The following is a 25,968-nucleotide window of genomic DNA, read 5'->3' on the forward strand; positions in this document are numbered from 1 at the left end:
AGGCATGCGTCGTGAAGATCACGGACACGTCGGACCTGTGGTGGAAGACGGCGGTCATCTACTGCCTCGACGTCCAGACGTTCATGGACTGGAACGACGACGGGATGGGCGACTTCAACGGTCTGGCTCAGCGCATCGACTACCTGCACGACCTAGGCGTCACCTGCCTGTGGCTCATGCCCTTCTATCCGACCGGCGACCGCGACGACGGCTACGACATCACCGACTTCTTCGGCGTCGACCCGCGGCTGGGCACGCACGGCGACCTGGTCGAGGTCATCCGGACGGCGAACGACCGGGGCATCCGGGTGATCGCCGACCTGGTCGTCAACCACACCTCGATCCAGCACCCGTGGTTCCGGTCGGCCCGCAGGAGCAAGGACGCGCCGTTCCACGACTTCTACGTCTGGCGCAGTGACAAGCCGCCGAACACCAGCGACCAGGTCGTGTTCCCGGACGCGGAGAACAGCATCTGGGAGTTCAACGAGCCGACGGGGGAGTGGTACCTGCACCACTTCTACAAGGAGCAGCCCGACCTCGACGTGACCAATCCCAAGGTCCGCGACGAGGTGGCCAAGGTGATGGGCTTCTGGCTGCAGCTGGGTCTGTCCGGATTCCGCATGGACGCCGTCCCGTTCTTCCTGGACACCGTCGGCGGCGACCAGAAGGACTTCCCCGACCCGCACGCGTTCATGCGAGCGCTGCGGGCGTTCCTCGGCCGGCGGGTGCACGGTGGCGTCATCCTCGGCGAGGTGAACCTGCCGCACGACCAGCAGGCGGTGTTCTTCGGCGGGCCGGAGGGCGACGAGCTGACGATGCAGTTCGACTTCCTGGCCATGCAGGCGCTCTACCTGTCGCTGGCCCGCGGCGACGCCGCGCCCCTCGCCACGGCGCTGCTGGACCGGCCGGAGGTGTCGCCGGACAACCAGTGGGCCACTTTCGTGCGCAACCACGACGAGCTGACCCTCGACAAGCTCACCGACTCCGAGCGCGCCGAGGTGTTCGCCGCCTTCGGGCCGGATCCCTCGATGCAGGTCTACGGCCGGGGGCTGCGGCGCCGGCTCGCGCCGATGCTGGACGGCGACCCGCGGCGTATCCGGATGGTCCACAGCCTGCTGTTCTCGCTGCCCGGCACCCCGGTGCTCTTCTACGGCGAGGAGATCGGGATGGGCGAGAACCCGGAGCTCGAGGGCCGCATGGCCGTGCGGACGCCGATGCAGTGGAGCTCGGCGGTGAACGGGGGCTTCTCCCAGGCGCCGCCCCGCAAGCTCCGCCGGCCACTGGCCACCGGCGGCTTCGGCCCGGAGTTCGTGAACGTCGCCGACCAGCGCCGCGACGCCGACTCGCTGCTGTCGTTCATGAAGCGGCTCATCCGCCGCTACCGGGAATGCCCGGAACTGGGCTGGGGGACCTTCGAGGTGCTCGACCAGCCGCACGCCGCGGTGCTGGCCCATCTGTGCCGCTGGGAGGACGGGACCATGGTCGCCGTCCACAACCTCGGCGCAGAGCCCGCCACGGTGCCGCTGACCCTCGAGGGCTGCGACAGCAGCCACCACCTCGAGGACCTCCTCGAGGAACGCAGCACGCCCATCACCGACAAGGGCACCGTGGAGCTGGCGCTGGAGGGCTACGGCTACCGCTGGCTGCGGGTGGTGAGCGAGGGCAGCCGCCGGCTGCTGTGAAGGGTGTCGGTCCCCGGAACCGTCGGAGACCGCTCGTAGCGTCGGGACGTGCGCACCTCCCGGGCCAGTCTCCTGCTCCTCACGGTCCTGTTCGCGCTCACCGGCTGCACGTCCGACTGGCAGGTCGAGGGGCCCGCGCAGCCCACGCTGAACTCGGTCGGTCAGGGCGACGTCCCCCGGGGAACGCTCGACCCCGCCGCCGCGGTGACCGCGCTCGCCGCGCTTCCGGTGGCCGACAAGAGCCCGCTGGACGGGTACGAGCGTGGCTGCGGCCAGGGGGATGGGTGCGTGTTCGGGCCGGCCTGGGCCGACGTCGACCACAACGGCTGCGACCAGCGCAACGACGTGCTGCACCGTGACCTCACCCAGGTGCAGGTGCGCGAGGGCACCCACGACTGCGTGGTGACCGCCGGCGTGCTCGACGACCCGTACACCGGGCGCACGGTGACCTTCGCGAAGGCGGACGCCGCGGAGGTGCCGATCGACCACGTCGTCCCGCTGGCCGCGGCGTGGGTGCAGGGTGCGGCCGCCTGGCCCGCCGAGAAGCGTCAGGCGTTCGCCAACGACCTGAACAACCTGATGGCGACCACCCGGGAGGAGAACTCGGCGAAGGGCGACTCCACGGCCGACGAGTGGGTGCCCGAGGACCCCACCTACGGCTGCTCGTACGCCACCGTGATCGTCACCGTGAAGAGCCGCTACGCGCTCGCGGTGACACCCGCCGAATCCGGCGCGCTGCAGTCGCTGCTGGCCACGTGCTGAGCCCCGGCGCGGCATCACCGTGCGTGAGTGGTCCGTCGGGGAGCCTTGCCGTCCCTGCGGTGCCGGGCCGCCTAGCGTGGGGTACGAGGTGATCAGCGATGAGTGAACGCAACGGAACGACCCTGGGCACCGGAACCGCCGAGATCCCGGTGATCCGGCCGAATGCCGACCCGACCCCCGAGCCCGCGACGCAGGCGCCGGAGCCCAACATCGCGGCGGACCACGACATGGTTCCCGGCATGCAGCCGACGGCCCCGGTGACCGTGCGGCCGAGGCCCCGGATGCCGAGACGGGGGCCGCTGACGGTGATGGGTCCATGGGCGCCGGTGGCCGGTGGTCTGCTCGGCCTGGTGGTCGGTGGGGTGGCCGTCCTGTTCCTGGCCGGAACCGCCGACCGCTTCGTCGAACGCCTGGCGCTGACGTTCGTCGTTCTCGGCCTCGGGCTGCTCGGGACCTCGGGCGTGCTGCTCGCCGACGAGGTGCGCATGATGCGGCAGCGGTCCCGCGACGCCGTCGTCCGGCCGGCCCTGGTCGAGGCCACCGCCGGCCTGCTCAACGGCCTGACCCCGGCCCGCTTGCTGCTCGGTGCTAGCGCGTTCGTGCTCTTCCTGGCGGCCTACGTCGTCCGCTGACCGACCCGCGCCGGCAGCTGTGAGCGACAGCTGATCCGACCGGTCAGGTGAAGGCCTGGAAGCCGAGGCGGACGGCGAGGGCGAGCCCTGCGACGGCGATGACCCGTCGCAGGGCGGTCTGCGGGGCCCGCCGCACCACCCGCGGCCCGAGGCGCCCGCCGACGAACAGGCCGATCGCGAGCGGCAGCGCCGCCGACCAGGCGATGGAGGAGAAGAGCACGAAGCCGACGGCCGCCACCGAGTTGGCCACGCCGAGGATCAGGTTCTTCATCGCGTTGCCCCGGGGCAGCGTCTCGCCGGTGCCGAGGAGGTACATGGCCAGCATGAGGACGCCGGCGGCGGCACCGAAGTAGCCGCCGTAGATGGCGATGGCGAACGTGCCCGCCGCGAGCCACCACGGGTCCCGGGGCACCGGGTGGTCGCGGTGCCCCTCGGCGGCGAGTTCGCGCGGCGGGCGCTGCACCAGGATCGCGGCGGACGCCCCGGCGATGAGGAACGGCACGATCCGCTCGAAGGCACCGGACGGCGTGAGCAGCAGGAGGACGGCGCCGGTCACACCACCGAGCACCGCCGCGACGGCGAGTGGCAACAGGCGCCGGGCCTGGCCGGTGAGCTCGGGACGGGACGCGCTCACCGACCCGACGCTGTTGAGGACGAGAGAGACGGTGTTGGTGACGTTCGCGGTGACCGGCGGGATGCCGATGGCGAGCAGGGCCGGATAGCTGATCAGCGAGGCCAGGCCCGCGATGCTGCCGGTCAGTCCCGCGCCGACGCCGGCGAGCACGAGGAAGCCGAACTCGAGCGGGCTCATCGCCGCACCAGCACGACGATCGCGACAAGGCCGAGGAGCACGATCGCCGTCCGCAGGATCGCCGAGGGCAACCGTCGACCGAACCGGGCGCCGGTGTAGCCACCCGCGATCGCGCCGACGGCGATGAGGGCCGACGCCCGCCAGTCGATCCGGTCGGTCGCGACGACCACGTACGCGGCCGCAGCCACGCCGTTGACCGCGGTGGTGAGCACGTTCTTGATCGCGTTCAGCCGCTGCAGCGACTCGCGCAGGAGCAGTCCGAAGATGCCGATCTGCAGCACGCCCTGGCTGGCGGCGAAGTAGCCGCCGTAGGTTCCGGTGGCGTAAGCGCCGGCGAACAGCGCCGCCAGCCGCCCCGGTCCGACCCGCTGCTCCGCGTGGTCGTCCCCGGCCGGTCGGCGGGCGCGCAGCGCTTTCTGGATGAGTGGCTGCGTGGCGACCAGGACCACGGCCAGGCCGACGAGCACCGGCACGATCGCCTCGAAGCTGGAGGCCGGCAGGTGCAGGAGCAGGAAGGCGCCGGTCAGCGCGCCGAGCACCGAGGCCGGGAGCAGCCGCACCAGCAGGCGCCGCTGGCCGGCCAGCTCACGGCGGTAGCCGATCGCGCCGGTGAGATTTCCCGGCACCAGGCCGAGGGAGTTGGAGACGGTGGCGCTCACGGGCGGCAGACCGACGGCGAGCAGCACCGGGAAGGTGACGAGAGTTCCCGACCCGACGACGGCGTTGATGCCACCGGCGGCGAACCCGGCCGCCGCGACCGCGACCATCTGCCACCCCGTCATGCCTCCATCGCTGGGCAGCGTCGCACGACGGGGTGGCCGCCCGTCGGCCGGCCGGGGCGGTCAGCCCGCCGTGGGGGCGTAGGTCAGGTGCAGGACGCCGTTCTCGAACGCCTCGTGCGCCACCAGCGTGAGCGACGTGCGTGGTGTGCCGTCCGGGAACAGGCGCGCGCCGGCACCCAGCACGACGGGGTAGACGAACAGGTGGAGCTCGTCGACGAGGCCGTCGGCCACCAGCGCCCGCACCAGGGTGCCGCTGCCACTGATGTAGATGTCGCCGGCGGTCTCCTTGAGTTCGGCGACGGCCCGCGCGTCGTAGCCGCCGAGGATCGTCGAGTTCTGCCACGCGTCGGCCGAGGCGAGGCTGGAGGAGACGACGTACTTGGGGGTGTCGTTGAAGAACGGGACGCCGGGGTCGTCCTCGACCGATCGGGTGGACCAGGCGGGGGCGAACATCTCGAACGTCCGGCGGCCGAGCAGGATGGCCGAGCTGGTCGCGGTGAACGAGCCGATCGCCTGGCCCATGCCTTCGGGAAAGCCGAACTCGGCGGTCCAGCTGGGGTTCTCGAACACCCCGTCCAGGCTCAGGAACTCATGCACCTTGATCGTGCCCACGGGCGTCTCCTCGTCTCGGTCGTCGGTCTGGGGCTGCACTGCAGACCGTGCCAGCCGGCCGAAGTCATCGACACGCCGGCAGGTCACGATTACGTCCAACAACAGTTCCCATAGGTCGCCCGGCAGCCTCGTTCCGCCCTACCCTCATGACGAGGGCGCCTCCCCGCGCCCGCGTCGGAGGAACCGATGGTCCAGCGGCAGTCGTTGTTCGGCCGGCGACCGGCGCGCAGGATCGCGCCGGCCACCGACAGCCTCCGTCTCCAGCCGGAGCACACCGTGCCCGGCCTCCCCCCGGCCCGGCTGATCGCCGCGGAGGAGCCGACGATCCTGGGCTTCCCGGTGGACGAGACGGCGAGCGGACCGCTTCCGGTTCTGGAGCCTTCAGCGCCGCCGGGGACCACGCTGGAACACCACGTCCGCGTGGTGGCGCTGCCCCGCGCCGACCCGCTGGCGGGCATGACCCTGGTCCTGGCGGGACTCGCCGCCGCCGGCAGCCTGCTGCTGCCGTGGCGTGCCGGTGCCCCCGAGACCGGGTCGACCCTGGTGCGCAGCGGCTTGGCCGCGGTCGGAGGGGACTTCGGGGGCATCGGCCGCAGCGGTGCGTGGGAGCCGCCGGCCGTGGTCATCGGGGGCGCGCTGCTCCTGCTGCTCGGCGTGCTGCTGTTCCTCCCGGCGCGGACGCACCGGGTCGCCGGCGTGCTGGCGCTGTTCCTCGCGGCCGGGGTGTGCACGGCCGTCCTGTTCCGGGTGGCCCGGACGGGCTGGGTCGTGGATCGGTTCGGCACCGGCATGTGGCTGGCGGTGGCTGTCGCAGGGCTGGGCGTCCTCGGTGCCCTCAAGGCGATGCTCACGGTGCCGAGGGTGACGGTGAAGCGTCGCCGCGACGCACCGCGCTGAGCCCTGCGCCGTCGGCTGCCAGACTCGGCCGATGCCCCGCCGACTGTTCCTGATCCGTCACGCTCAGGCGGCCCAGGCGTCGCCCGACCGCGAGCGGCCGCTGACCGATCACGGCGCGCGCGCCGCCCGCGCGATCGGGACGTGGCTCCGGAACCGGGGCGGCGCTCCCGACCGGGTGCTGGTCTCGGTCGCGCTGCGCGCGCAGCAGACCTGGACCGCGGCGGCGGAGCCGCTGGGCGACGACCGCGAGCCGGCCCTCGACAGGCGGATCTACGACAACACGGTCGAGGCGCTGCTCGAAGTGATCGCGGAGATCCCGGACGACGTGGAGTCCGTCGCCGTCGTCGGACACAACCCGTCGGTGGGCGAGTTGGCGTTCGGACTCGACGACGGTTCGGGGAGCGAGTCCGCGCGCCGGGACCTGCACGCGGGGTTCCCGACGGGCGCGGTGGCGATCTTCCGGCTCGAGGGGACTCTCGCCGACCTCGTCCTCGGGGGCGCGACCCTGGAGGAGTTCGCCGTCCCGGGCGACTGACGAGCGGTCAGTCCTTGCGGCCGGCGTCGACGATCCGGATGACCGCCGCGCCCTCCTCGTCGGACGCCTCCAGGTCGACCTCGGCGTCGAAGCCCCAGTCGTGGTCGCCGGCCGGGTCGTCGAGGATCTGCCGCACCCGCCAGACCCCGGGCTCGGACTTGTCGACGATGAGCAAGGCCGGCCCGCGGGCGTCGGCGCCGGTCCGCACCTCGGCGTGCTCGGCGAAGTACGCGCGGACGACGTCCTCCCAGCGCTCCGACGTCCACCCGGAGTCGGCGTCCAGGAGCCCGAGGTCGTACCAGCGGCGGCGGGCGAACAGCTCCACACGGCGGAACAGCGCGTTGCGCACCATCGCGGTGAACGCCCGCTCGTTGCCGGTGAGCGGTCGCGGGCGCGCGGGGACGGCGACCTCGGCCACCGGGCCCTCGTCGGGGTTGGTGAGGGACTCCCACTCGTCGAGCAGCGAGGAGTCCACCTGCCGCACCAGCTCGCCGAGCCACTCGACGAGGTCGGTCACCTCCTCGGTGCGCGCGGCGGCCGGCACGCCGGAGCGCAGCGCCTTGAACGCGTCGGACAGGTAGCGCAGCACCGCGCCCTCGGAGCGGGTCAGCCCGTAGGTGTTCACGAACTCGCGGAAGGTGAAGGCCCGTTCCCACATCTCCCGGACGACGGACTTCGGCGACAGCTGGGCGTCGGCGGCCCACGGATTCGTCTGCCGGTACACCTCGAAGGCGTGCCCGAGCAGCTCCTCGAGCGGCTTGGGGTAGGTGACCTCCTCGAGCAGCTCCATCCGCTCGTCGTACTCGATGCCCTCGGCCTTCATCTGGGCCACGGCCTCGCCCTTGGCCTTGCTCAGCTGGGCGGCCAGGATCTGCCGCGGGTCGTCCAGCGTCGCCTCGATGACGCTGACGACGTCGAGGGGGTAGCTGTCCGACTCGGCGTCCAGCAGATCGATGGCGGCCAGCGCGAACGTGGACAGCGGCTGGTTGAGGGCGAAGTCCTCCGGCAGGTCCAGCGTCAGGTCGTACCGCCGCCCGTCCGGCTCGGGCTCGGGCAGCCGTTCCAGGACGCCCGCCTGCAGCAGCGACCGGGCGATCCCGATCGCCTCGCGGATGAGCCGCAGCTGCCGCTTCCGCGGCTCGTGGTTCTCCGTCAGGAGCCGGCGCATCGCGACGAACGGGTCACCGGGCCGGTCGACGACGTCCAGGATCATCGCCGTCGTCACCCGCATGTGGCTGGTCAGCTTCTCCGGCTCCGACTCGATCAGCCGGTTCATGGTCGCCTCGCTCCACGGCACCATGCCCTCGGGCGCCTTCTTGCGGACGAGCTTGCGGCGCTTCTTCGGGTCGTCGGACACCTTTGCGAACTGCTTGAGGTTCTCCACCTCGTGTTCCGGCGCCTGGACGACGACCGTGCCGGCCGTGTCATAGCCGGCCCGTCCGGCCCGCCCGGCGATCTGGTGGAACTCGCGCACCTGGAGGAGCCGGGTTCGGGTGCCGTCGTACTTGCTCAGCGCGCTGAAGACGACGGTGCGGATGGGCACGTTGATCCCGACGCCCAGCGTGTCGGTACCGCAGATGACCTTCAAGAGGCCGGCCTGGGCCAGCTGCTCGACCAGCCGCCGGTACTTGGGCAGCATCCCGGCGTGGTGCACGCCGATGCCGTGCCGGACCAGCCGGCTCAGCGTGGTGCCGAAGGCGGAGGAGAACCGGAAGCCGCCGATCATGTCGGCGATCGCGGCCTTCTCCTCCTTGGTGGACACGTTGACGCTCATCAGCGCCTGCGCCCGCTCCAGCGCCGACGCCTGCGTGAAGTGGACGACGTAGACCGGCGCCTGCTTCGTGTCGAGCAGGTCCTGGATCGTCTCGTGCATCGGCGTCGTGGCGTAGGAGTGGTGCAGCGGCACCGGCCGCTCGGCGTTCGCGACCAGCGCCGTCGTCCGCCCGGTGCGGCGGGTGAGGTCCTCGCGGAGGAACGAGACGTCACCGAGGGTCGCGCTCATCAGCAGGAACTGCGCCTTCGGCAGCTCGAGCAGCGGCACCTGCCACGCCCAACCGCGGTCGGGGTCGCCGTAGAAGTGGAACTCGTCCATGACCACGAGCCCGATGTCGGCCTCGGCGCCTTCCCGGAGGGCGATGTTCGCCAGCACCTCGGCGGTGCAGGCGATGATCGGGGCGTCGTGGTTGACCGCCGCGTCGCCGGTGAGCATGCCGACGTTGGCCGCGCCGAAGACGCCGCAGAGGGCGAAGAACTTCTCGCTGACCAGGGCCTTGATCGGCGCGGTGTAGTAGCTGCGCCGTCCGGCCGCGAGCGCCGCGTACTGCGCGCCGGTGGCGACCAGCGACTTGCCCGACCCGGTCGGGGTGGCGAGGACGACGTTCGCGCCGCTGACCAGCTCGATCAGCGCCTCCTCCTGCGCCGGGTACAGCACCGTGCCGTTCGCCTCGGCCCAGGCGGCGAAGTCGGCGAACAGCCGGTCGGGGTCGTCGCCCTTCGCGCGGAGCGCGGCGAGGTCGGCGGCGTCGTCGAGGAGGGGAAGGGCGGTCATCGTGAGGGACAGCGTGCCCGACGCGGGTTCCGTTCCCGACGAGGCGGTCCGGTTCCGGGGCCTGGTGCCCGGGTAGGGCCGGTGGACCGTCGAACCCAGGCGGCGCAGCCGGCACCGCAGGAGGCCCCGTGTCCGAGCCCCGTCCCGAATCGCAGCCCGCGCAGAAGCAGGACGTCCCCGGCGTCCTCGGCAAGATGGATCCGAAGCCCGACCACGGCGAGGAGAGCTACCGCGGCTCCGGCCGACTGGCCGGGAAGGCCGCCGTCATCACCGGCGGCGACAGCGGCATCGGCCGGGCCGTCGCCATCGCGTTCGCCCGGGAGGGGGCCGACGTGCTGATCTCGTACCTCAACGAGCACGACGACGCGAAGGACACCGCCCGGTACGTCCAGGAGGCCGGTCGCACGTGCGTCCTGGTGCCCGGGGACATCTCCGACCGGACCCACTGCAAGACGATCATCCCCAGGGCGGTCGAGGAGTTCGGCCGGGTCGACGTCCTGGTCAACAACGCCGCGTTCCAGATGAGCCACGACTCGCTCGACGAGGTGTCCGACGACGAGTGGGACTACACCGTCGCGACCAACCTGACGGCGATGTTCATCCTCTGCAAGGACGCCATCCCCCACATGCAGCCGGGTGCCTCGATCATCAACTCGTCGTCGGTCAACTCCGACAACCCGAGCCCGAACCTCGCGCCGTATGCGATGACGAAGGCCGGCATCGCCAACTTCACGGCCTCGCTTGCCCAGCTGCTTGCCGAGAAGGGCATCCGGGCCAACAGCGTCGCGCCCGGCCCGATCTGGACGCCGCTGATTCCCGCGACGATGCCCGAGGAGAAGGTCGAGGGCTTCGGCGAGCAGGTGCCGCTGGGCCGGGCCGGGCAGCCGGCGGAGCTCGCGCCGGTCTACGTGATGCTGGCCAGCGACGAGGCCTCGTACGTGTCCGGCGCCCGCGTCGCGGTGACGGGTGGCAAGCCCATCCTCTGAGTGGGCGTCGCTAGGGTCCGGTCGTGACGATCGACCTGTTCGCCGGGGTCTCGGTCAGCGACTACGAGCGCGCCGTGCTCTGGTACGGACGGCTGTTCGGCGCGGAGCCGAGCTTCCTGCCGAACGACGTCGAGGCGGTCTGGGAGGTCGCCGACCACCGGTACGTGTACATCGAGGTGCGCGCCGAGCATGCCGGCCATGCGCTGCAGACCCTCTTCGTCGACGACCTCGACGCGCGGGTCACGGCCATCTCGGATCGCGGGATCGAACCTGCCGAGCGTGAGACATATGCGAACGGCGTGCGGAAGGTGACCTACCGCGATCCGGACGGGAACGAGATCGGCTTCGGCGGCGGCCCCGACTCCTGACTGCTCCCTGCGCCGACGGCACGCACGATCGCGGCGATGCCGGCGGGTCGGACCCGGCAGCAGCCGCCGACCAGGCGGGCGCCGCCCTCCACCCAGGTCGGGACGGCGGCGGGGGACACCCCGGAGTCACCGGTCCACCGGCGCGCGGCCGCGTCCCAGCCCTCGCCGCTGTTCGGATAGGCGACGACCGGCTTCCCGGCGGCCGCGGCGGCGGCGACCGACGGACCGACGGCGTCCGGCGCGGTGCAGTTCACGCCGACGGCGATCACCGCGTCGACGTCCGCCGTCATCGCGAACACGTCGGCCGCACGCTCGCCCCGCCGGGTGCGGACGGCGCCGTCCGCACCGATCACCGTCGTGAGCGAGAGCCACACGGGGAAACCCAGGGTCTCCGCCTCGGCGATCAGTGCCTCGGCCTCGGCAGCGGCGGGCACGGTCTCGCAGGCCAGGACGTCGGCGCCGGCTCCCGCGAGCAGCTCCATGCGCGGGCGGTGGAAGGCGCGGAGGTCAGCCACCCCCATCCGGTCGGCGTAGGCACCGGTGTACTCCGAGCCGTCGGCGAGCATCGCGCCGTAGGGGCCCACCGATCCGGCGACCCATCCGTCGCCCTGCCCCTCGCGGGCGAGCCGCACCGACGAGGCGATCAGCCGACGCGCCTGGGCGGCCTCCACCCCTGCCGCACCGAATCCCTCGACGGTCGCCTGATAGCTCGCGGTCGTCGCCACCTGCGCGCCCGCGGCGGCGAACGCGGCGTGCGCGGCAACGACCGCCGCGGGGTCGTCGCGCAGCAGCCGGGCCGACCACAGCGCCGTGCCGACGTCGGAGCCGCGGGCCTCGAGCTCGGTGGACAGCCCGCCGTCCAGCACGACCGGCCCGGTGGCCAACGCCGCAGCCAGGGAACGCATGGGCGCCATCCTCCCGCGGTACAGGCGAGGCATGGTCTTCATCTGGAGGAGCGGCGGACGCCGGCGGCGGGGATACGGCGGCTACGGACCGCGATACGGCTACGGACCGCGATACGGCTACGGGCCGGGCCCCGGCTACGGCTACCGCCGTGGGTACGGCGGCGGCGGTTCCTGCCTCCGTGACCTGCTGCTCCTGGACGCCGGCTGCTGCCTCGCCGAGATGATCGGCTGCGGCAACAACCTGTTCCTCGTGGCCCCCTCCGCCTGCCGGCACGTGCACGCCGACGGCGGCGCGGCGCACGGCCGCCTGGCCGACCGGATGATCGCCGCCATCCGGGTCTACCAGCGCGAGATCAGCCCGAGGCGCCCGCCGGTGTGCAAGTACGAGCCGTCGTGCTCGGCCTACGCGGTCGAGGCGCTGGAACGGCACGGTGCCCGCCGTGGCGCCTGGCTCACCGTGCGGCGGCTCGTCCGCTGCCGGCCCGGGGCCGCGGGTGGCCCGGACCCCGTCCCCGGGGCCTGAGCCACCCGGGCTCCGTCAGGCGAGGCCGGGTCACGCCGTGCCTGTGAGCAGCGCTGCGTACCGGTCGAGGTAGAGCGGCCAGCCCTGGTCGTGCCCGACGCCGTCGCTGACCGACTCCCAGCCGGGCCCGTGCCGATCGAGGTTGCGGTGCTCGAGCTCGACGCGGGTGCGCCGGGGCCCGTCGGCGGTGAAGGTGACCTCGACCTCGCTGGTGTTCTCCACCGCGGTCTCGAGCTGCCAGGTCGGCCCGATGTCCCAGCTGAAGACGACCCGTCGCGGCGGCTCGTAGACCAGGACGCGCGCCCAACGGCACTCGCTGCCGTCCTCGCCGCGGTCGTAGATGGAGCCGCCGACACGGGGCTCGAAGACCGTCTCGGCGATCGGGGACGCGAGCAGGTTGTGCTCCGGCGGCTTGAAGTCGCCGAAGCGCTCCGTGAAGACGGCGAAGGCCGTCTCGATGGGCGCCTCCACCACGGTCTGCAGGCGCACTACCGTGTCCGCTGCCTGGGTCATGACTTCTCCTCCGGACCTTCGGTGACGTGGTTCTCCACGGCCTCGCCGTAATTGGCGAGGGCCCTGTTCCAGTAGGTGTCCAGCTGGTCGCGCAGTGCGGCCACGGCCGTGGGGTCGAGCCGGTAGATGCGTCGCGTCCCGGCCGCGCGCTCGGTGACCAGGCCGGCCTCCTTGAGGACCTTGAGTGCCTGGGACACCGCCGGGCGGCTCACCGGCAGCCGGGCGGCGAGTTCGCCGACCGCACGCGGGCCGTCCGCGAGCGCCGCGACGATGGCCTGTCTGGTGGGGTCACCGAGCGCGGCCCAGCGGTCCTCGGCTCGGTAAGTGTTCATGAACGGTAAGCATTCTCTTACGCATCACGGGAGTCAAGACGTCTGAATTCCGATGCGCCCGGCGATCCCCGTCGCCTAACGTGCCCGGGTGAGCACGGACTCCCCGACGACCGGCGTCGCGACGTGGCGGGACGAGGCGTGGCGCGCCGCCGCACTGGGCTGGGCGGCCGAGCGGCTGGCCGAGCGCGGGCTGTCCGTCCTCGGCGCGCCCGAGCAGCCACACGTGCGCGCCTGGTCGACGGCCTTCCGGCTGCCCGTGCGGGGCGGCGCGGTCTGGCTGAAGTCGGTCGGCCCGGGGTCGGCCCAGGAGCCGGCGCTCCTCGGCGCCCTGGGGGAGTGGGCGCCCGAGCACGTCCTGGTGCCGCTGGCGGTGCACCGGGAGCGGCGACTGATGCTCCTGCCCGACGGGGGCCCGACCCTCCGCGAGGCCGGCGGGGCGGGATCCGTCGCGGCGTGGGAGGCGATGCTCGGCGACTACGCCCAGCTGCAGGTCGAACTGGTGCCGCACGCCGACGAGATCGTCGGGCTCGGCGTCCCGGACCTGCGCCCGGACCGGTTGCCCGAGCAGGTCGTCGAGTTGCTGGCGGACGACGAGTCGCTGTTGCTCGACCGTCCCGGCGGGCTCGCCTCCGAGCAGCGGGACCGGCTCGTCGCCGACCAGGCCCGCTACCGCGTGCTGTGCCGGCGCCTGGCGGACTCGGGCATCCCGGCCTCGCTGCAGCACGACGATCTGCACGACGCGAACGTCTTCGTGGGGATGAGCCGGTACCGATTCTTCGACTGGGGTGACGCCACCGTCGCCCACCCGTTCCTGAGCCTGCTCGTGCCGCTCCGGGTGGTCGCCCGGGCGCTGGACGTGCCGCCCGGGGACGCCGTCCTGGCGCGCCTGCGTGATGCCTATCTCGACCCCTGGTCCGGCTACGGCAGCCCTGCCGAACTCCGGGAGCTCGTCGACGTCGCGCTCCACATCGCCCCGCTGCCGCGAGCGCTGACCTGGCGGCGCATCCTGCGCGGCGTGCATCCCGGTGAGCGCACCGAGTGGTGGGACGCCGTCCCGGGGTGGATCGCCGAGTACCTCGAACCGGGCATCCTGACCGCGCCGGAGCCCGCTCCCGCCGGGCGTCCGGGAGACTGACCGCATGGCGGCCACCGACGACCCGGCCGGAGACCTGCCGGTCACCGGCTCGTTCGTCGTGCCGGCGGCGGCCCTCAACTGGCGCTTCTCCCGCTCGTCCGGGCCCGGCGGTCAGGGCGTCAACACCGCCGACTCCCGGGTCGAACTGTCCATCGCGCCCCTCGAGCTGCCCGGGCTCACCGAGCACCAGCAGCAGCGACTGGCCGCGCGCCTGAGGAATCGCCTGGTCGACGGCGTCCTGACGATCGCCGCCAGCGAACACCGTCAGCAACTGCGCAACCGGCAGGCCGCGCGCGAACGGCTGGCCGCCGTCCTCCGCGCCGCCCTCGCGCCTCCGCCGCCGAGCCGACGCCGGACCAAGCCGACCCGTGGCTCTCAGGAGCGCCGGATCGAGGCGAAGAAGCAGCGCGGTCAGCTCAAGAAGCAGCGCCGTTCCTGGGACTGAGGCGAGCGGCCGCCCCGCTTCTGCATGGCCATGCATCATCGTGCATACTCGTCCACGTGTCCAAGGTTCTCACTTCCCTGCCGGTCGGCGAACGCGTCGGGATCGCCTTCTCGGGCGGCCTCGACACCTCCGTGGCGGTCGCGTGGATGCGCGACAAGGGCGCCGTCCCCTGCACCTATACGGCCGACATCGGGCAGTACGACGAGCCCGACATCGCGTCCGTACCCGGCCGGGCCACCGCCTACGGCGCGGAACTCGCCCGCCTGGTCGACTGCCGCGCCGCGCTCGTCGAGGAGGGGCTGGCCGCGCTGACCTGCGGCGCCTTCCACATCCGCTCGGGTGGGCGCAGCTACTTCAACACCACCCCGCTCGGCCGCGCGGTCACCGGCACGCTGCTGGTGCGCGCCATGCTGGAGGACGGCGTCCAGATCTGGGGCGACGGCTCCACCTACAAGGGCAACGACATCGAGCGGTTCTACCGCTACGGGCTGCTGGCCAACCCGGCGCTGCGGATCTACAAGCCGTGGCTGGACGCCGCCTTCGTCACCGAGCTCGGGGGGCGCAAGGAGATGTCGGAGTGGCTCGTCGCGCACGACCTGCCCTACCGGGACAGCACCGAGAAGGCCTACTCGACCGACGCCAACATCTGGGGCGCCACGCACGAGGCGAAGGCGCTGGAGCACCTGGACGCCAGCGTGGAGATGGTGCAGCCGATCATGGGCGTCCGCTTCTGGGACCCCGAGGTGGAGATCCCGGCCGAGGACGTGACCATCGGGTTCGAGTTCGGCCGGCCGGTCACGGTCAACGGCAAGGAGTTCGCGTCGCCGGTCGACCTGGTACTGGAGGTCAACGCGATCGGCGGCCGGCACGGACTGGGCATGTCCGACCAGATCGAGAACCGGATCATCGAGGCCAAGAGCCGGGGCATCTACGAGGCCCCGGGCATGGCCCTTCTGCACGTCGCCTACGAGCGGCTGGTCAACGCGATCCACAACGAGGACACCCTCGCCAACTACCACAACGAGGGCCGCCGACTCGGCCGCCTGATGTACGAGGGCCGCTGGCTCGACCCCCAGGCGATGATGCTGCGCGAGTCGCTGCAGCGGTGGGTCGGCATGGCCGTCACCGGCGAGGTGACCCTGCGGCTGCGGCGCGGTGAGGACTACTCGGTCCTCGAGACCGCCGGCCCGGCGTTCAGCTACCACCCGGACAAGTTGTCCATGGAGCGGACGGCGGACTCGGCCTTCGGCCCCGTTGACCGGATCGGCCAGCTGACGATGCGCAACCTCGACATCGCCGACTCCCGGGCCAAGCTGGAGCAGTACGCCGCCATGGGCATGGTCGGCGGGGCGACCCCCACCTCCATCGGCGCCGCACAGGCCGCCTCGACCGGACTCATCGACGCCTCGGAGGCCGGCGGGGCCCAGGCCATCGCCTCCCGCGGGACCGTGTCGGCCACCGACGAGCTGCTCGACCGGGCCGCGATGGAGGCGGGTACCGACTGAGCGTTGGCCCGGACGCGGCCAGAATCCCGGCCGGAATGGCTGCGGGCCGGACAACGCTCGCTGTTTGAGCCCGGATCAGCCGGCGGTCAGGCAGAACGGGTGGCCTGCCGGGTCGGCGAAGACGCGGAACGTCTCGCCGCCACCGTCCAGCCGGGTCGCGCCCAGGGCCAGGGCGCGCTGCTCACCGGCGTCCAGGTCGTCGACCATGACGTCGAGGTGGGCCTGCTGCGGGCGCGCGGGATCGGGCCACTGCGGCGGGTTGTAGTCGCTGATCTGCTGCACCATCAGCGACGTCGGCCCGCCGGAGACGAGAGCTCCCTCCGGGCCCTCGTAGCCGACCTCCAGCTCCAGCAGTTGCGCGTAGAACCGTGCCAGCGCCGAGGCGTCGGGTGCGTCGAGGGTGACGGCGTAGAGGTCCATCGCCGGGCCGACGCCGTCGCGCTGGCACAGGTCGAAGGGGTGGCCGCCCGGATCGGCGAGCGTGATCCAGGACGGCCCCTCGGCCAGCCGGGTCGCGCCCAACTCGACCGCGCGGGCCGCCGCGGCCTCGTGCCCGTCGACGAGCAGGTCGAGGTGGAACTGCTGGGGGTGCTCCTGGCCCGGCCACTGCGGAGGCACGTGGTCGGGAGCCCGCTGGAAGGCGATCTCCTGCCCGGAGACCAGCCGGAGGGTGATCCAGTCGCCGACGTCGCGGACGACCTCCCCACCGGTGAGTTCCGAGTAGAACGACGCGAGCGCCGTGATGTCGGCGGCGTCGAGGGCGACGAGTTCGAGGCGTGCGGCTGCGGTCATGGGGGGCATGGTGCCGCGTCCCTCCGACAGTTCTCAGCGGCTGCGTCGTCCCCCGATCAGGGCGGCGCGCCGCCCCTCGAGGAAGGTGCGTTCCGCCGCGTTGCCGGTGAGCGCGATCGCGGCGTCGTAAGCGGCCGCTGCCTCGCCGTCGCGGCCCAGCCGCCGCAGCAGGTCGGCCCGGATGGCGTGGAAGAGCGGAAGGCCCGCGAGTTCCAGGCCGTCCACGAGCGCGAGGCCTGCGGCCGCGCCCTCCACCTCGGCTACCGCCACGGCCCGGTTGAGCGCCACGACCGAACTCGGGGCCAGCACCATGAGCTGGTCGTAGAGCGCCACGATCTGCGCCCAGTCGGTGTCCGCGGCGGTCGGGGCGTCGCTGTGCACCGCGTTGGTCGCCGCCTGGATCTGGTACGGCCCCGGCTGGTTGCGGCGCAGGCACTGCCGTACCAGCTCCTGGCCCTCGGCGACGAGCCCGCGGTCCCACAGCCTCCGGTCCTGGTCGGACAGGAGCACGAGGTCGCCGTCCGTCGTCTGCCGGGCGGGACGGCGAGCCTCGGTGAGCAGCATGAGCGCCAGCAGGCCGATGACCTCCGGCTCGTCGGGCATCAGCCCGGCCAGCAGCCGCCCCAGCCGGATCGCCTCGGCGCACAGGTCGTCGCGGATCAGCCGCGCGCCGGACGATGCGTGGTGGCCCTCGGTGAAGATCAGGTAGACGACGGCGAGCACCGCGGGCAGCCGGTCGGGCAGCTCCGCCTCGCTCGGCACCCGGTACGGAATGCGGGCGTCGCGGATCTTGGCCTTCGCCCGCACCAGCCGCTGGGCCATCGTCGACTCGGGCACGAGGAACGCTGCCGCGATCTCCGCGGTGGTCAGGCCGCCGAGCAGCCGGAGGGTGAGCGCGACCTGCGCCGGCAGGGCGAGGGCCGGGTGGCAGCAGGTGAAGACGAGACGCAGCCGGTCGTCGGGCACGGCGCCACCCTCCGCGGGCTCCGGGTCGCTCCGGAGCAGCTCGGCCTCTGCGTACCGGGCCGCACGTGATCCTTCGCGCCGCAGTCGGTCGATGGCCCGGTTGCGGGCGGTCGTGATGATCCAGCCGGCCGGGCTGGGCGGTACCCCGTCGGCCGGCCAGCGCGCGACGGCGGTGGTGAAGGCGTCCTGCACCGCCTCCTCGGCGGCGTCGATGTCGCCGAGGAGGCGGACCAGGACGGCGACCGCCCGCCCGTAGTGCTCGCGGAACACGGTCTCCAGGGCCGGGGCGGTCACCGGAACGGGCGCACCTCGACCGGCAGCGTCGTCGCGCGCGCCAGCTGACGTCCCCAGTCGAGGGCGGCGTCCAGGTCGTCGACGTCGATGATCGAAAAACCCCCGACGTGCTCCTTCCCCTCGGCGAACGGCCCGTCGGTGACGAGGACGTCGGCGCCGGTCGGGCGGAGAACGGTGGCGCGGTCCGGCGGGTACAGGCCGCCGGCGAAGACCCAGACGCCCTTGTCCCGCATGTCCTGGTCGACGGCACCGACGTCCTTCATGATCTCTTCGAGCGACTCGGGCTCGGGCTCGCCGACTCCGGTCGGTTCCACCACGGTCAGCAGGTACTGGGCCATCTCGTCCTCCTCGGGTCGGCGCCGGCCGGTACCGGTCGCTCACCCCCTGTACGAACGGAGCGCGCCGGGATCGACAGGTCCGCGGAAGAAGTCTTCAGCGGGGGAGAGGCTGCCGCACCAGCACCCACAGCGGGAGCTCGTCGTCGCTGGTCCGGAGCTCGGCGGTCACCTCGAAGCCGAAGCCGCGGAGGAAGCGGACGTTCGCCCAGCTGAAGACGGCGGTCGCCGCCTGCGTGCCCTCGGCGTCGCACCGGACGATCACCGGCGCCAGCACCGCCGCGGCCAGGCCGCGCCGCCGCGAGGACGGCCGGACGCCGAGGTGGGCGAGCCACCAGTGCGGCCCGGTCGGACGAGCGCCGTCGACGAGTGCCGCGGTCTCCCGGACGGCGGTCCAGCGGTCGGCGGCGAGGTAGGGGAGTTCCCGGCTCAGCGCCGCGGTCACGTCGGCGGGCAGCGGAGCGGTTCCGGTGGGCGGCTCCCAGACCGCGACCGCGGCGACGTCGTCGGTGACCCAGGCGCTCCGCGTCGAGACACCGCGGTGCCCCGCGTCCAGCTCGTGCAGCCGGGTCAGCCGCTGCATGCGGCCGTCGTCCGGCAGGGCCCAGCGGGTCCACCGCGAGTCGGCCAGCGCGACGGTCACGGTGGCGGCGATCCGGGGGACGTCGCGCTGCTCGGCGAGCCGGACGTCGGGGCCCTCCTCGTCCGGGTCGTCGATCCGCTGGACGGTGGGACGGCGGCCGGTCACGTCCCCATTCGACCACCCGGCCACCTGACCGCCGACGAGCCCAGCCACGGTTCGTGCACAAACCGTCGTCCGGGGTTCAGCCGGTGAGGTCGGCGTCGGCCAGTGGAATGGCGGACGTCGTCCCGCCGTCCGCCGTGGCCACCGACACCTCAGCCACGTCCCCGGGGGAGCGGACGACGGCGACCCCCTCGCCGAGTGGGCGCTCCCTCAGCACGGCGCCGGTGGCATCGAGCAGCCGCACGGACGTGGCGCCGGGAGGCGCGACGACGACGAGGAAACGGGAGATCTCCGGGTCCTCGCTCAGATCACTGAGGTCGCAGACCACGGCGACGACCCGCTGCGGCAGCGGAACCCCGGCAGGCAGGATGCCGGTGCCGCACCACGAGCTGCCGGCCCGGCCGGTCAGATCCGCGGCGTAGCCGTAGGGAGTCGTGACGACGACCGCTCCGGACGGCTGCGGGATCGCGACCACGGACAAGCGGGCCGGCTGGTCGTTCGGGCCCGGGAGGTCGCCCGACCACAGCTCGGTGACCGGGGTGTCGCCGACCGGCTCGCCGAGCTGACCCAGCACGGCGCGCAGCCGCGGAGCCACGGCCTCGTCGCCGCGGACAGCGGGGGGCGCGGGCCGCAATCGGGTGACCGGCACGGCGCGCGCGGGGAGGCCGAGCTCCGCGACCACGGTCGGCGGGGGCACGCCGAGCCGGCGGTCGCCGCGATCCACCTGGAGGCGGACGGCGGTGACCGTGGCCTGCGGAATCGGCGCCAGGCTGACGGCGACCACGCCGCGCGACGTGGGCATGCTCCGGAAGCTGCGCCTGATCGAGCCGCCGGCCGTGATCTCCGGCCGGTCGGACACGCGGATCCGGTCGCCGGACGCCGCGACCACGACGAGGGCGCCCGTCTGCGGATCGACCACCGACACCGGCTCCGCCGGATCCGGTGCCACGCGGATCGACAGCAGCTCCAGCCGGTCGGCCGGGGAATTGGCGGGCCCGGCGAACCAGGCGGTGGTGGCGGGGCGGGACGGAGTGCCTCCGGCGGCGACGAGTGCCCAGCGATCTCCCGGGACGTCGCCGGCGAAGACGACCCGCCGGGGACCCGGGGTCTGCGACGCCCGGTCCCATCCGGAGCGGGCGATCGAGCGCAGGAAGTCCTCGTCCCCGGCGAGTGAGCCGCGGGTCGGCCCGGCGTACACACTGGCGGGTTTCGGGGTCTCTGCTCCGCGGGGCAGGAACGGGATCACCGCGGCGAGCGCCGCGGCGACGACGACACCGGCTGCCACGAGTTCCCGGCGTCGTCGGCGGGCGTGCGCCACGACGCCGAGCGCGGCCCCGATCGTCTCGGCCGCGTGCTCGGGGAGCGGTCGGCCTGTCGCCAGTCGGAACAGCCGTTCGCGGAGGTCCGGCGGGGCTGGTTCGGGGGCGAGGACCGATCCGGGGCGCCGGTACAGGACGGCGGTCCGGTCGCGCTCCCGCCGCTCGTCCTCGTCGTGCCGGGCGACGAGGGCCTCGAGACGGCCCATGGCCGACCCGGCGTCCGGCTCGCCGTGCTCGACCGGGAGCCCGGCGAGGTGCGCTCGGGCGATGGCGGATCGATCGCGGACGTCGAGTGCCCGCCAGGCGGCGGCCAGCGCGGGGTCGTCGTCGCTCGGTCCGGCCGCCCGCCGGGACTCGATCACCTGCTCGGCCGCCCAGCGCGGCGGGTGCACCGCGGCCCGGACGAGGGCGCGCATCGCGTCGTCCGGTCCGCGCATCGCCCGGGGTGCGCGCAGCGCGGTGATCAGCAGCCGCACCGCACCGTCGGCGTCGTCGGCCAGGAGCACCGCGAGGGGCGTCAGGCGGGGGAGCAGGCGCGCGACGGCGTCCGCGTCCCGACTCCGCATCTCCGGCTCCCTCCGCCGTCCGCCACTGTCCTCCTCGCGGCAGTGGTGGCACCCACGACGGTTCGCGCACGGACCGTCGGCCGGGATCAGGAGCGGGGGAGGCCCAGAGCGGCGAGCGCCGCGGCGACGGCGTCGTCGTGCAGCAGGTCGAGCACCAGCAGCCGGTGCACCAGTACGCCGCGTCGGGTCAGCCGTAGGTCGGCCATGCGGGGGCGGGGGAGCGTTGCGCCCGGGCGCGGGCCCGCGACCGGCGGGTCGAGGAGTCCGGCGCGCTGCAGGTCGGCGACGTCCTCGCGGGCGGCCCACGCGGCCCAGGCCCGCGGATCGTCCTCGAGGGGAGCCATCGGCAGCGGCACCCGGTCGCGCCGGCCGACCCCGGCGAGCAGGGCGAGCTGGCGCCAGCTCAGCGGTTCGGCCACGCGCAGTGCGCGGGCGACGAGGTCCGCGTCGAGGTCGGGGGAGACGGCGGTCTCGGCGAGGAGATAGCCGAGGTGGCGCACGCGGCGCTCGTCGGTCGAGCGGCGGGCCGCGGCGACGACGGACTCGGTGACCTCCTCGGCGACGGACCGGTTGCCGGTGCGCGGGGCGAACCAGTCGTCGGAGCGTGTGGGGCGACCGTTGGCGGACAGCGTGGCCGAGTACTCGACCGCGAAGGCCAGGACGGCGCCGGCCCGCACCCGCTCACGGGGCACGGTCAGCGACGCCGCCTCCTCGGCGACCGAGCGCAGGCAGCGGGCGAACTGCTCGTCCACCCGGACCGCCGCGGCGGCAGGCTCGAACACCACGGTGGCCGCGGCCCGGCTCATCGAACCGGCCACGGGGCTCCCGGCCTCGACCAGGGCGCGGCCGGTCACGGTCTCCTCGGATGCGGTCACCCCGTGATCTTCGTCGGTGGCGCGCCGGTCCTGCACACCGGCGAGCGGCGGCCTCACCACAGGGGTCATCAACCGTGAGGGACACGCAACCCGGCTTCCCCGAACACGGGGCGGCTTCTCGGTGAGCTCCTCGCGTGGCCGGCCCACCGTTGCCCGGCGCCGCAGCGCACGGTCGGACCCGTCAGATCGTGCTCGGGCTCGAGGTCAGCCGGCGGACGATCTCGTCGGTCCAGGCCTCGATCGCTCCCCAGTCACGGAGGTCGCCCGTCGTTCGGCCCCGCATCCGGAACAGCAGCCGCTGGAACACCGGCAGTTCCGCGGAATCCAGCGCCCCGAGGAAGAAGCGGTGCTCGCGGACGGCGACCAGCTGGTGCACCTCCGCCAGATTGCGGGCGTCCTCCGGGGGTGCCGTGCCGCCGTGGGCCGGCCAGCCGACGCTGAAGGTCCACACCGGGTGCCCGGCCAGCGCGGTCGCGTTGCGGCGGCAGAAGTCGACCGCCTCCTGTTCCCACACGTGCGAGTAGATCGGGCTGCCGAGGACGACGGCCTGGAACCGCCCCACCTGTTCGCGACCCAGCAGCGGGTCCAGGTGGACGTCGAGGCCGTCGGCCCGCATCCGGGCGGCGATCCGCTCGGCGATCCCGCGGGTGGCCCCTCGACGGCTGGCGTACGCCACCAACACGGTCATGACCGGCTCCCCTCGCCACGTCGACGACCGCATTGTGGCCGCGCCGGAACCGGCCGACCAGAGGCCCTGGCGCGGGTCAGACCGCCAGGCGGTACCCCCGGGTGACGACGGTCTCGACGACCGGTGCGCCCAGGGCCGCGCGCAGCCCGGTCAGCGCCCTCTCGACCGCGTCTCCGTCGCCGCCGCCGGGCTGGGCGGCGATCAGCTCGGTGAGCGGGACGACGTGCCCGGGACGGCGCGCCAGCTCGCGCAGCACCACCATCGCGCCCGGCGCCGGCTCGATCAGCCGTCCGTCGAGCACGGCGGCGAAGCCGCGCACCTGCAGCGTGTGGCCGCCGACGGTCAGAACCGGGTCCCGTTCGGGCAGCCGGGCGACCACCTCCCGGGCGAGCGCGCCGAGCCGGGCGCGTTCGGGCTGCCGGCTCGGGATGCCGGCGGCGTCCAGCGGGCCGGCGGTGACCGAACCGACGACGATCGCCTGCACCCGGTCGTTGAAGGCGCGCACCATCGCCGCCTGTTGGCCGAGGTCGGCTGCGACGGCGAGGAGACCGGCCGCCGCCGGCGCGCTGGTGAACGTCACCGCGTCGACCCCGCCGGCCACGATCGTCGCGACCAGCGTCCGCACCGGCGCGAGGTCCTCGGGCAGCACCCATCGGTAGACCGGCACGGTCAGCACCTCCGCGCCGGCCGCGCGCAGCCCGGCGACCAGGTCGGGCAGGGGGTCGCCGTGCAGCTGGACGGCGATGCGGCGGCCCGCCAGCGGACCCTCGGCGCCCGACAGGAGGTGCGAGAGCACCTCCGCGGACGACTCGGACTCCGGCGACCAGGCGTCGACGAGGCCACCCCCGCGGATCGCCCCGCGTGCCTTGGGACCGCGGGCCAGCACCCGGGCGGGGAGCAGGTGCTCGACCAGCGGCAGGTCCCAGGCGTCGGCGGCCTCCAGCCAGCCGCGGAAGCCGACGCCGGTCGTCGCGATGACCAGGTCGACCGGCGCGGCCAGCACCTCGCGTGTCGCCGCCACCAGTTCGGCGTCGTCGGAGAGCGGGACGATCCGGATGGCCGGCGCGTAGATCACGCGGGCCCCGCGGCGGTCGAGGAGGGCGCCCAGTTCCTCCTTGCGGCGGGCGGCGGTCACCGCGACGGTGTATCCGGCCAGGGCCGGGACCGCGTCGTCGGCGGGGGTCTGCGTCACGCCGCCATGGTGCCGTCCTCAGGCGAGCGGGGCGAAGGTCTGCCCGGCACCGGGGAACGCGCCGTCGACCCGGACGTCGGCGCGGGCGCGGGTGGCCTCGCGGCCGAACTCCGCGGCCTCGGTCTCCTGCCAGCGGTGCCAGTGATCGGCGAGGTCGGCGCCGTCCCGTGCCAGCCCGCGGGCCAGCCGCAGCTGCCGCGGCGCCTCGACCCAGATGCGCAACGTCGTCCGGTCGTCCAGCGTGCGCGGGGAGCTGCCGCAGCCCTCGACGACCAGCACCTCGGGTACCGGAACCGCGGTCGGCACGTCCTCGAACCGATCCGCCGCCCAGTCGTAGCGGTGGTAGGCGCCGGGGCGGCCGGCGGCCAGCGGTTCGAGCACCCCGGCGACCAGCCGGTCGACCGCGCCGTCGAGGGTCCAGCCGGCGTAGACGTCGTCCATGTGCACCACCGCGGTGCCGGGGCCGAGTGCCGCGACCAGCCGGCCGGCGAAGGTCGTCTTGCCCGACCCCGCCGGCCCGTCGACGCACACCAGGCGGGTCGCGCCCAGCCGCGCCGGGGCCGCGCGCACCCGCTCCGCCAGTTCGGCGAAGCTGGTCAGCGGACGGCCAGGGTCCACGTCGGCACCGCGCCGCCGTCACTGACGACCAGGCCACGGCTGGAGAGCAGCCGCAGGTGTGCGTCGGTCTCGGTGACGGCGAAGATGCGCATCCGCCGCTCGTACTGCTCCCACGGCCGCGACCACGTGAGGTGGGCGGCGAGCTGCCACGGCGTGCTGCCGGGATTGTCGCGGATCGCGTCGAGCAGCTCGGCGAGCCGGTGCTCGTGGTGGGCGGTGAGCTCGTCGGTGCGCGAGCGCAGGCCGCGGAACCGCCACTCGTGGGCCGGCAGGACCTCCGTCGGCTCCTCGCCGCCGACCGCGGCCAGGGAGTCGAGGTAGTCCCGCAGCGGGTCGGGGGTCCCGGTGTGGGTGCTGGAGATGTTCGGGCTGATCCGGGGGAGGACGTGGTCCCCGGAGAACAGCAGCCCGGTCCGCTCCTCGGCGAAGCACAGGTGGCCGGGCGTGTGGCCCGGGGTGTGGACGGCCCGCAGCCGCCAGCCGGGGAAGTCGGCGTGGTCGCCGTCCTCGAGCAGGCGATCGGGCACGGCCATCCGGCTGAAGTGCCCCAGGTCCTCGGTGGGGCCGACGTCCTCGACCGCCTCGTCGCGGGCCGCGCCGAGCGACACGAGGAAGTCGACCTCGGCGGCGACGAAGGCTGCGGGGTCGCGCACCGACGGCGAGCCGACGACGACGGCGTCCGCCGGGTGCATCGCCACCCAGGCGCCGGACGCCTGCCGAAGGCGCTCCGCCAGCCCGAGGTGGTCGAAGTGCAGATGGGTGACCAGGACGCCACGGACGTCGGCCGCGCTGCCCCCGATGGAGGTGAGCCCGGCCTGCAGCGCGGCCCAGCTCTCGTCGCTGCCCCAGCCGGTGTCGATCAGGCCGAGGCCGCCGCCGTCCAGGGCGAACGCGTAGACGCTGACGTAGCGCAGCGGCCCGTCCATCGGGACCGGGACCGACCACAGGTCCGCCCGCAACTGCTCGACCGGGGGGAGGGCCTTGTCCTGCCACGCCTCGTGCTGGGCCGTCCCGGTGATCTCCACGTCGCTGCACTCTGCCAGCCGTGCCGGGCGCGAGTGCTGGGAGCATGGTGACGTGAGCGATTCCCCCGCGCCGGTCTCCGCCGTTCCCCGCCGCATGCGGCAGCTCTGCGCGCTCGCCGCTGCCGTCGTCGTCGTCGTGATGACGTACGTCGCCCTCACGCTCAAGTCGTCGTCGACCGGGGTCGTCCGGTTCGGCACGGCCGACCAGTTCGCCATCGGCGGCCTCGGGCTCGTCCTGGGCGCGGGATTGCTCGCGCTGGGCCGGTCGCGGGTCGACGCGGACGCCGAGGGCATCCGGTTCCGGAACGTCGGCCTCGGGCACGCGTTGCCCTGGACGGCGATCCGGGCCGTCGCGTTCGAGCGGAAGTCGCCGTGGGCCTCGCTCGTGCTCCGGAACGGGGACGAGGTCGCGCTGGTCGCCGTCCAGGCCGTGGACAAGCAGCACGCGGTGCAGGCGGTCGAGGGCCTGCGTGGCCTGCTCGCCGCCGCGCACGCGAAGGAGCCGGTCCGTCCGCCCCTGCTCTACGACGACTGAGACGATCCGGTCCACCCGAGTGGCGCGGCGAGGACTCGATGCGGG

General features: G+C 73.6%; 29 protein-coding genes. 12 read left to right on the forward strand and 17 right to left on the reverse strand.

Features of this window, described 5'->3' with window-relative positions:
- Positions 1 to 11 precede the first annotated feature (11 nt).
- The 3 genes from AC2H4J_RS22445 to AC2H4J_RS22455 all read left to right on the forward strand — a co-directional run bounded on the left by AC2H4J_RS22445 (position 12) and on the right by AC2H4J_RS22455 (position 3,076).
- A complete protein-coding gene (locus AC2H4J_RS22445) occupies positions 12 to 1,682 on the forward strand; it encodes an alpha-amylase family protein (RefSeq protein WP_487467139.1) in 1,671 nt (556 codons plus the stop codon).
- Positions 1,683 to 1,730: 48 nt separating this feature from the next.
- Positions 1,731 to 2,444, forward strand: coding sequence for an HNH endonuclease family protein (locus AC2H4J_RS22450; RefSeq protein WP_487467140.1), 714 nt, complete (start codon positions 1,731 to 1,733; stop codon positions 2,442 to 2,444).
- A gap of 98 nt (positions 2,445 to 2,542) precedes the next feature.
- Positions 2,543 to 3,076, forward strand: coding sequence for a hypothetical protein (locus AC2H4J_RS22455; protein ID WP_487467141.1), 534 nt, complete (start codon positions 2,543 to 2,545; stop codon positions 3,074 to 3,076).
- A gap of 43 nt (positions 3,077 to 3,119) precedes the next feature.
- Here the strand turns inward: AC2H4J_RS22455 and AC2H4J_RS22460 are convergent, their stop codons facing one another.
- Genes AC2H4J_RS22460 through AC2H4J_RS22470 form a run of 3 tightly spaced genes read right to left on the reverse strand, consistent with a single transcriptional unit; the run spans position 3,120 to position 5,281 of the window.
- Entirely contained in the window at positions 3,120 to 3,887 is a 768-nt protein-coding gene (locus AC2H4J_RS22460; protein WP_487467142.1) for a sulfite exporter TauE/SafE family protein, read from the reverse strand.
- On the reverse strand, positions 3,884 to 4,669 hold the full coding sequence (locus tag AC2H4J_RS22465; protein WP_487467143.1) for a sulfite exporter TauE/SafE family protein: 786 nt from the start codon (positions 4,667 to 4,669) through the stop codon (positions 3,884 to 3,886). Before AC2H4J_RS22465 ends, AC2H4J_RS22460 begins: the two co-directional genes overlap by 4 nt.
- 60 nt (positions 4,670 to 4,729) lie before the next feature.
- A complete protein-coding gene (locus AC2H4J_RS22470; protein ID WP_487467144.1) occupies positions 4,730 to 5,281 on the reverse strand; it encodes a dihydrofolate reductase family protein in 552 nt (183 codons plus the stop codon).
- 186 nt (positions 5,282 to 5,467) lie between these two features.
- On the opposite strand from AC2H4J_RS22470, the gene AC2H4J_RS22475 reads away from it, so the two are divergent.
- Together AC2H4J_RS22475 and AC2H4J_RS22480 are read left to right on the forward strand one after the other, a co-directional pair.
- Entirely contained in the window at positions 5,468 to 6,178 is a 711-nt protein-coding gene (locus AC2H4J_RS22475; RefSeq protein ID WP_487467145.1) for a hypothetical protein, read from the forward strand.
- A 31-nt stretch (positions 6,179 to 6,209) separates the two neighbouring features.
- Complete coding sequence (locus AC2H4J_RS22480) at positions 6,210 to 6,713, forward strand: SixA phosphatase family protein (protein WP_487467146.1); 504 nt, start codon at positions 6,210 to 6,212, stop codon at positions 6,711 to 6,713.
- A 7-nt stretch (positions 6,714 to 6,720) separates the two neighbouring features.
- Here AC2H4J_RS22480 and AC2H4J_RS22485 read toward each other — a convergent pair whose 3' ends face one another.
- On the reverse strand, positions 6,721 to 9,261 hold the full coding sequence (locus tag AC2H4J_RS22485; RefSeq protein ID WP_487467147.1) for a DEAD/DEAH box helicase: 2,541 nt from the start codon (positions 9,259 to 9,261) through the stop codon (positions 6,721 to 6,723).
- A gap of 128 nt (positions 9,262 to 9,389) precedes the next feature.
- Between AC2H4J_RS22485 and AC2H4J_RS22490 the strand changes: the two genes are divergently transcribed.
- Positions 9,390 to 10,247 (forward strand): SDR family oxidoreductase, encoded by an 858-nt coding sequence (locus AC2H4J_RS22490; RefSeq protein ID WP_487467148.1) that lies wholly within the window; start codon positions 9,390 to 9,392, stop codon positions 10,245 to 10,247.
- A gap of 23 nt (positions 10,248 to 10,270) precedes the next feature.
- Positions 10,271 to 10,615 carry a VOC family protein gene (locus tag AC2H4J_RS22495; RefSeq protein ID WP_487467149.1) on the forward strand — a complete coding sequence of 115 codons (345 nt, stop codon included), beginning with the start codon at positions 10,271 to 10,273 and terminating at the stop codon, positions 10,613 to 10,615.
- Here the strand turns inward: AC2H4J_RS22495 and mmuM are convergent.
- Positions 10,561 to 11,520, reverse strand: coding sequence for a homocysteine S-methyltransferase (gene mmuM / locus AC2H4J_RS22500; RefSeq protein WP_487467150.1), 960 nt, complete (start codon positions 11,518 to 11,520; stop codon positions 10,561 to 10,563). The two genes, AC2H4J_RS22495 and mmuM, sit on opposite strands and share 55 nt — an antisense overlap.
- A 31-nt stretch (positions 11,521 to 11,551) precedes the next feature.
- On the opposite strand from mmuM, the gene yidD reads away from it, so the two are divergent.
- Positions 11,552 to 12,043 carry a membrane protein insertion efficiency factor YidD gene (yidD, locus tag AC2H4J_RS22505; protein WP_487467151.1) on the forward strand — a complete coding sequence of 164 codons (492 nt, stop codon included), beginning with the start codon at positions 11,552 to 11,554 and terminating at the stop codon, positions 12,041 to 12,043.
- A 30-nt stretch (positions 12,044 to 12,073) separates the two neighbouring features.
- Here the strand turns inward: yidD and AC2H4J_RS22510 are convergent, their stop codons facing one another.
- On the reverse strand, positions 12,074 to 12,556 hold the full coding sequence (locus AC2H4J_RS22510; protein WP_487467152.1) for an SRPBCC family protein: 483 nt from the start codon (positions 12,554 to 12,556) through the stop codon (positions 12,074 to 12,076).
- Complete coding sequence (locus tag AC2H4J_RS22515; RefSeq protein ID WP_487467153.1) at positions 12,553 to 12,888, reverse strand: ArsR/SmtB family transcription factor; 336 nt, start codon at positions 12,886 to 12,888, stop codon at positions 12,553 to 12,555. Before AC2H4J_RS22515 ends, AC2H4J_RS22510 begins: the two co-directional genes overlap by 4 nt.
- Before the next feature lie 88 nt (positions 12,889 to 12,976).
- Here AC2H4J_RS22515 and AC2H4J_RS22520 point away from each other — a divergent pair, with 88 nt between their 5' ends.
- From AC2H4J_RS22520 to argG, 3 genes are read left to right on the forward strand one after another with little or no spacing between them, the layout of a single operon-like run.
- Complete coding sequence (locus AC2H4J_RS22520) at positions 12,977 to 14,023, forward strand: phosphotransferase (protein WP_487467154.1); 1,047 nt, start codon at positions 12,977 to 12,979, stop codon at positions 14,021 to 14,023.
- A 4-nt stretch (positions 14,024 to 14,027) separates the two neighbouring features.
- Positions 14,028 to 14,468 (forward strand): alternative ribosome rescue aminoacyl-tRNA hydrolase ArfB, encoded by a 441-nt coding sequence (gene arfB / locus AC2H4J_RS22525; RefSeq protein ID WP_487467155.1) that lies wholly within the window; start codon positions 14,028 to 14,030, stop codon positions 14,466 to 14,468.
- 56 nt (positions 14,469 to 14,524) lie between these two features.
- Positions 14,525 to 15,973 carry an argininosuccinate synthase gene (gene argG, locus AC2H4J_RS22530; protein WP_487467156.1) on the forward strand — a complete coding sequence of 483 codons (1,449 nt, stop codon included), beginning with the start codon at positions 14,525 to 14,527 and terminating at the stop codon, positions 15,971 to 15,973.
- A gap of 75 nt (positions 15,974 to 16,048) precedes the next feature.
- Here argG and AC2H4J_RS22535 read toward each other — a convergent pair whose 3' ends face one another.
- The 10 genes from AC2H4J_RS22535 to AC2H4J_RS22580 all read right to left on the reverse strand — a co-directional run bounded on the left by AC2H4J_RS22535 (position 16,049) and on the right by AC2H4J_RS22580 (position 25,388).
- Positions 16,049 to 16,765 (reverse strand): VOC family protein, encoded by a 717-nt coding sequence (locus tag AC2H4J_RS22535; RefSeq protein WP_487467157.1) that lies wholly within the window; start codon positions 16,763 to 16,765, stop codon positions 16,049 to 16,051.
- A 33-nt stretch (positions 16,766 to 16,798) separates the two neighbouring features.
- Positions 16,799 to 18,025, reverse strand: coding sequence for an RNA polymerase sigma factor (locus tag AC2H4J_RS22540; RefSeq protein WP_487467158.1), 1,227 nt, complete (start codon positions 18,023 to 18,025; stop codon positions 16,799 to 16,801).
- Positions 18,022 to 18,363, reverse strand: a complete 342-nt coding sequence (locus tag AC2H4J_RS22545) for a YciI family protein (protein WP_487467159.1) — start codon at positions 18,361 to 18,363, stop codon at positions 18,022 to 18,024. The genes AC2H4J_RS22540 and AC2H4J_RS22545 overlap by 4 nt, the downstream gene beginning before the upstream one ends.
- Before the next feature lie 94 nt (positions 18,364 to 18,457).
- A complete protein-coding gene (locus tag AC2H4J_RS22550; RefSeq protein WP_487467160.1) occupies positions 18,458 to 19,108 on the reverse strand; it encodes a GNAT family N-acetyltransferase in 651 nt (216 codons plus the stop codon).
- Between the two features lie 76 nt (positions 19,109 to 19,184).
- Entirely contained in the window at positions 19,185 to 20,990 is a 1,806-nt protein-coding gene (locus AC2H4J_RS22555) for a hypothetical protein (RefSeq protein ID WP_487467161.1), read from the reverse strand.
- 86 nt (positions 20,991 to 21,076) lie between these two features.
- Positions 21,077 to 21,865 carry a hypothetical protein gene (locus tag AC2H4J_RS22560; RefSeq protein WP_487467162.1) on the reverse strand — a complete coding sequence of 263 codons (789 nt, stop codon included), beginning with the start codon at positions 21,863 to 21,865 and terminating at the stop codon, positions 21,077 to 21,079.
- Between the two features lie 181 nt (positions 21,866 to 22,046).
- Complete coding sequence (locus tag AC2H4J_RS22565; protein WP_487467163.1) at positions 22,047 to 22,553, reverse strand: flavodoxin domain-containing protein; 507 nt, start codon at positions 22,551 to 22,553, stop codon at positions 22,047 to 22,049.
- A 76-nt stretch (positions 22,554 to 22,629) separates the two neighbouring features.
- Positions 22,630 to 23,745, reverse strand: a complete 1,116-nt coding sequence (locus AC2H4J_RS22570) for a uroporphyrinogen-III synthase (RefSeq protein ID WP_487467164.1) — start codon at positions 23,743 to 23,745, stop codon at positions 22,630 to 22,632.
- 18 nt (positions 23,746 to 23,763) lie between these two features.
- On the reverse strand, positions 23,764 to 24,363 hold the full coding sequence (locus AC2H4J_RS22575) for a uridine kinase family protein (protein WP_487467165.1): 600 nt from the start codon (positions 24,361 to 24,363) through the stop codon (positions 23,764 to 23,766).
- Positions 24,342 to 25,388, reverse strand: a complete 1,047-nt coding sequence (locus AC2H4J_RS22580) for an MBL fold metallo-hydrolase (protein ID WP_487467166.1) — start codon at positions 25,386 to 25,388, stop codon at positions 24,342 to 24,344. The genes AC2H4J_RS22575 and AC2H4J_RS22580 overlap by 22 nt, the downstream gene beginning before the upstream one ends.
- A gap of 52 nt (positions 25,389 to 25,440) precedes the next feature.
- On the opposite strand from AC2H4J_RS22580, the gene AC2H4J_RS22585 reads away from it, so the two are divergent.
- Entirely contained in the window at positions 25,441 to 25,923 is a 483-nt protein-coding gene (locus AC2H4J_RS22585; protein WP_487467167.1) for a PH domain-containing protein, read from the forward strand.
- Positions 25,924 to 25,968 lie beyond the last annotated feature (45 nt).

It is taken from the genome of Blastococcus sp. OS1-29, assembly GCF_057628075.1.

Excerpts from the sequence above, each read along its gene's own strand:
- AC2H4J_RS22510 (WP_487467152.1), bottom strand. The coding sequence starts at position 12,556 with ATGACCCAGGCAGCGGACACGGTAGTGCGCCTGCAGACCGTGGTGGAG.
- mmuM (WP_487467150.1), bottom strand. The coding sequence starts at position 11,520 with ATGCGTTCCCTGGCTGCGGCGTTGGCCACCGGGCCGGTCGTGCTGGAC.
- AC2H4J_RS22475 (WP_487467145.1), top strand. The coding sequence starts at position 5,468 with ATGGTCCAGCGGCAGTCGTTGTTCGGCCGGCGACCGGCGCGCAGGATC.
- AC2H4J_RS22535 (WP_487467157.1), bottom strand. The coding sequence starts at position 16,765 with ATGACCGCAGCCGCACGCCTCGAACTCGTCGCCCTCGACGCCGCCGAC.
- AC2H4J_RS22545 (WP_487467159.1), bottom strand. The coding sequence starts at position 18,363 with ATGGCCCAGTACCTGCTGACCGTGGTGGAACCGACCGGAGTCGGCGAG.
- AC2H4J_RS22555 (WP_487467161.1), bottom strand. The coding sequence starts at position 20,990 with ATGCGGAGTCGGGACGCGGACGCCGTCGCGCGCCTGCTCCCCCGCCTG.
- arfB (WP_487467155.1), top strand. The coding sequence starts at position 14,028 with ATGGCGGCCACCGACGACCCGGCCGGAGACCTGCCGGTCACCGGCTCG.
- AC2H4J_RS22480 (WP_487467146.1), top strand. The coding sequence starts at position 6,210 with ATGCCCCGCCGACTGTTCCTGATCCGTCACGCTCAGGCGGCCCAGGCG.
- AC2H4J_RS22515 (WP_487467153.1), bottom strand. The coding sequence starts at position 12,888 with ATGAACACTTACCGAGCCGAGGACCGCTGGGCCGCGCTCGGTGACCCC.
- AC2H4J_RS22565 (WP_487467163.1), bottom strand. The coding sequence starts at position 22,553 with ATGACCGTGTTGGTGGCGTACGCCAGCCGTCGAGGGGCCACCCGCGGG.
- AC2H4J_RS22460 (WP_487467142.1), bottom strand. The coding sequence starts at position 3,887 with ATGAGCCCGCTCGAGTTCGGCTTCCTCGTGCTCGCCGGCGTCGGCGCG.
- AC2H4J_RS22485 (WP_487467147.1), bottom strand. The coding sequence starts at position 9,261 with ATGACCGCCCTTCCCCTCCTCGACGACGCCGCCGACCTCGCCGCGCTC.
- yidD (WP_487467151.1), top strand. The coding sequence starts at position 11,552 with ATGGTCTTCATCTGGAGGAGCGGCGGACGCCGGCGGCGGGGATACGGC.
- AC2H4J_RS22455 (WP_487467141.1), top strand. The coding sequence starts at position 2,543 with ATGAGTGAACGCAACGGAACGACCCTGGGCACCGGAACCGCCGAGATC.
- AC2H4J_RS22465 (WP_487467143.1), bottom strand. The coding sequence starts at position 4,669 with ATGACGGGGTGGCAGATGGTCGCGGTCGCGGCGGCCGGGTTCGCCGCC.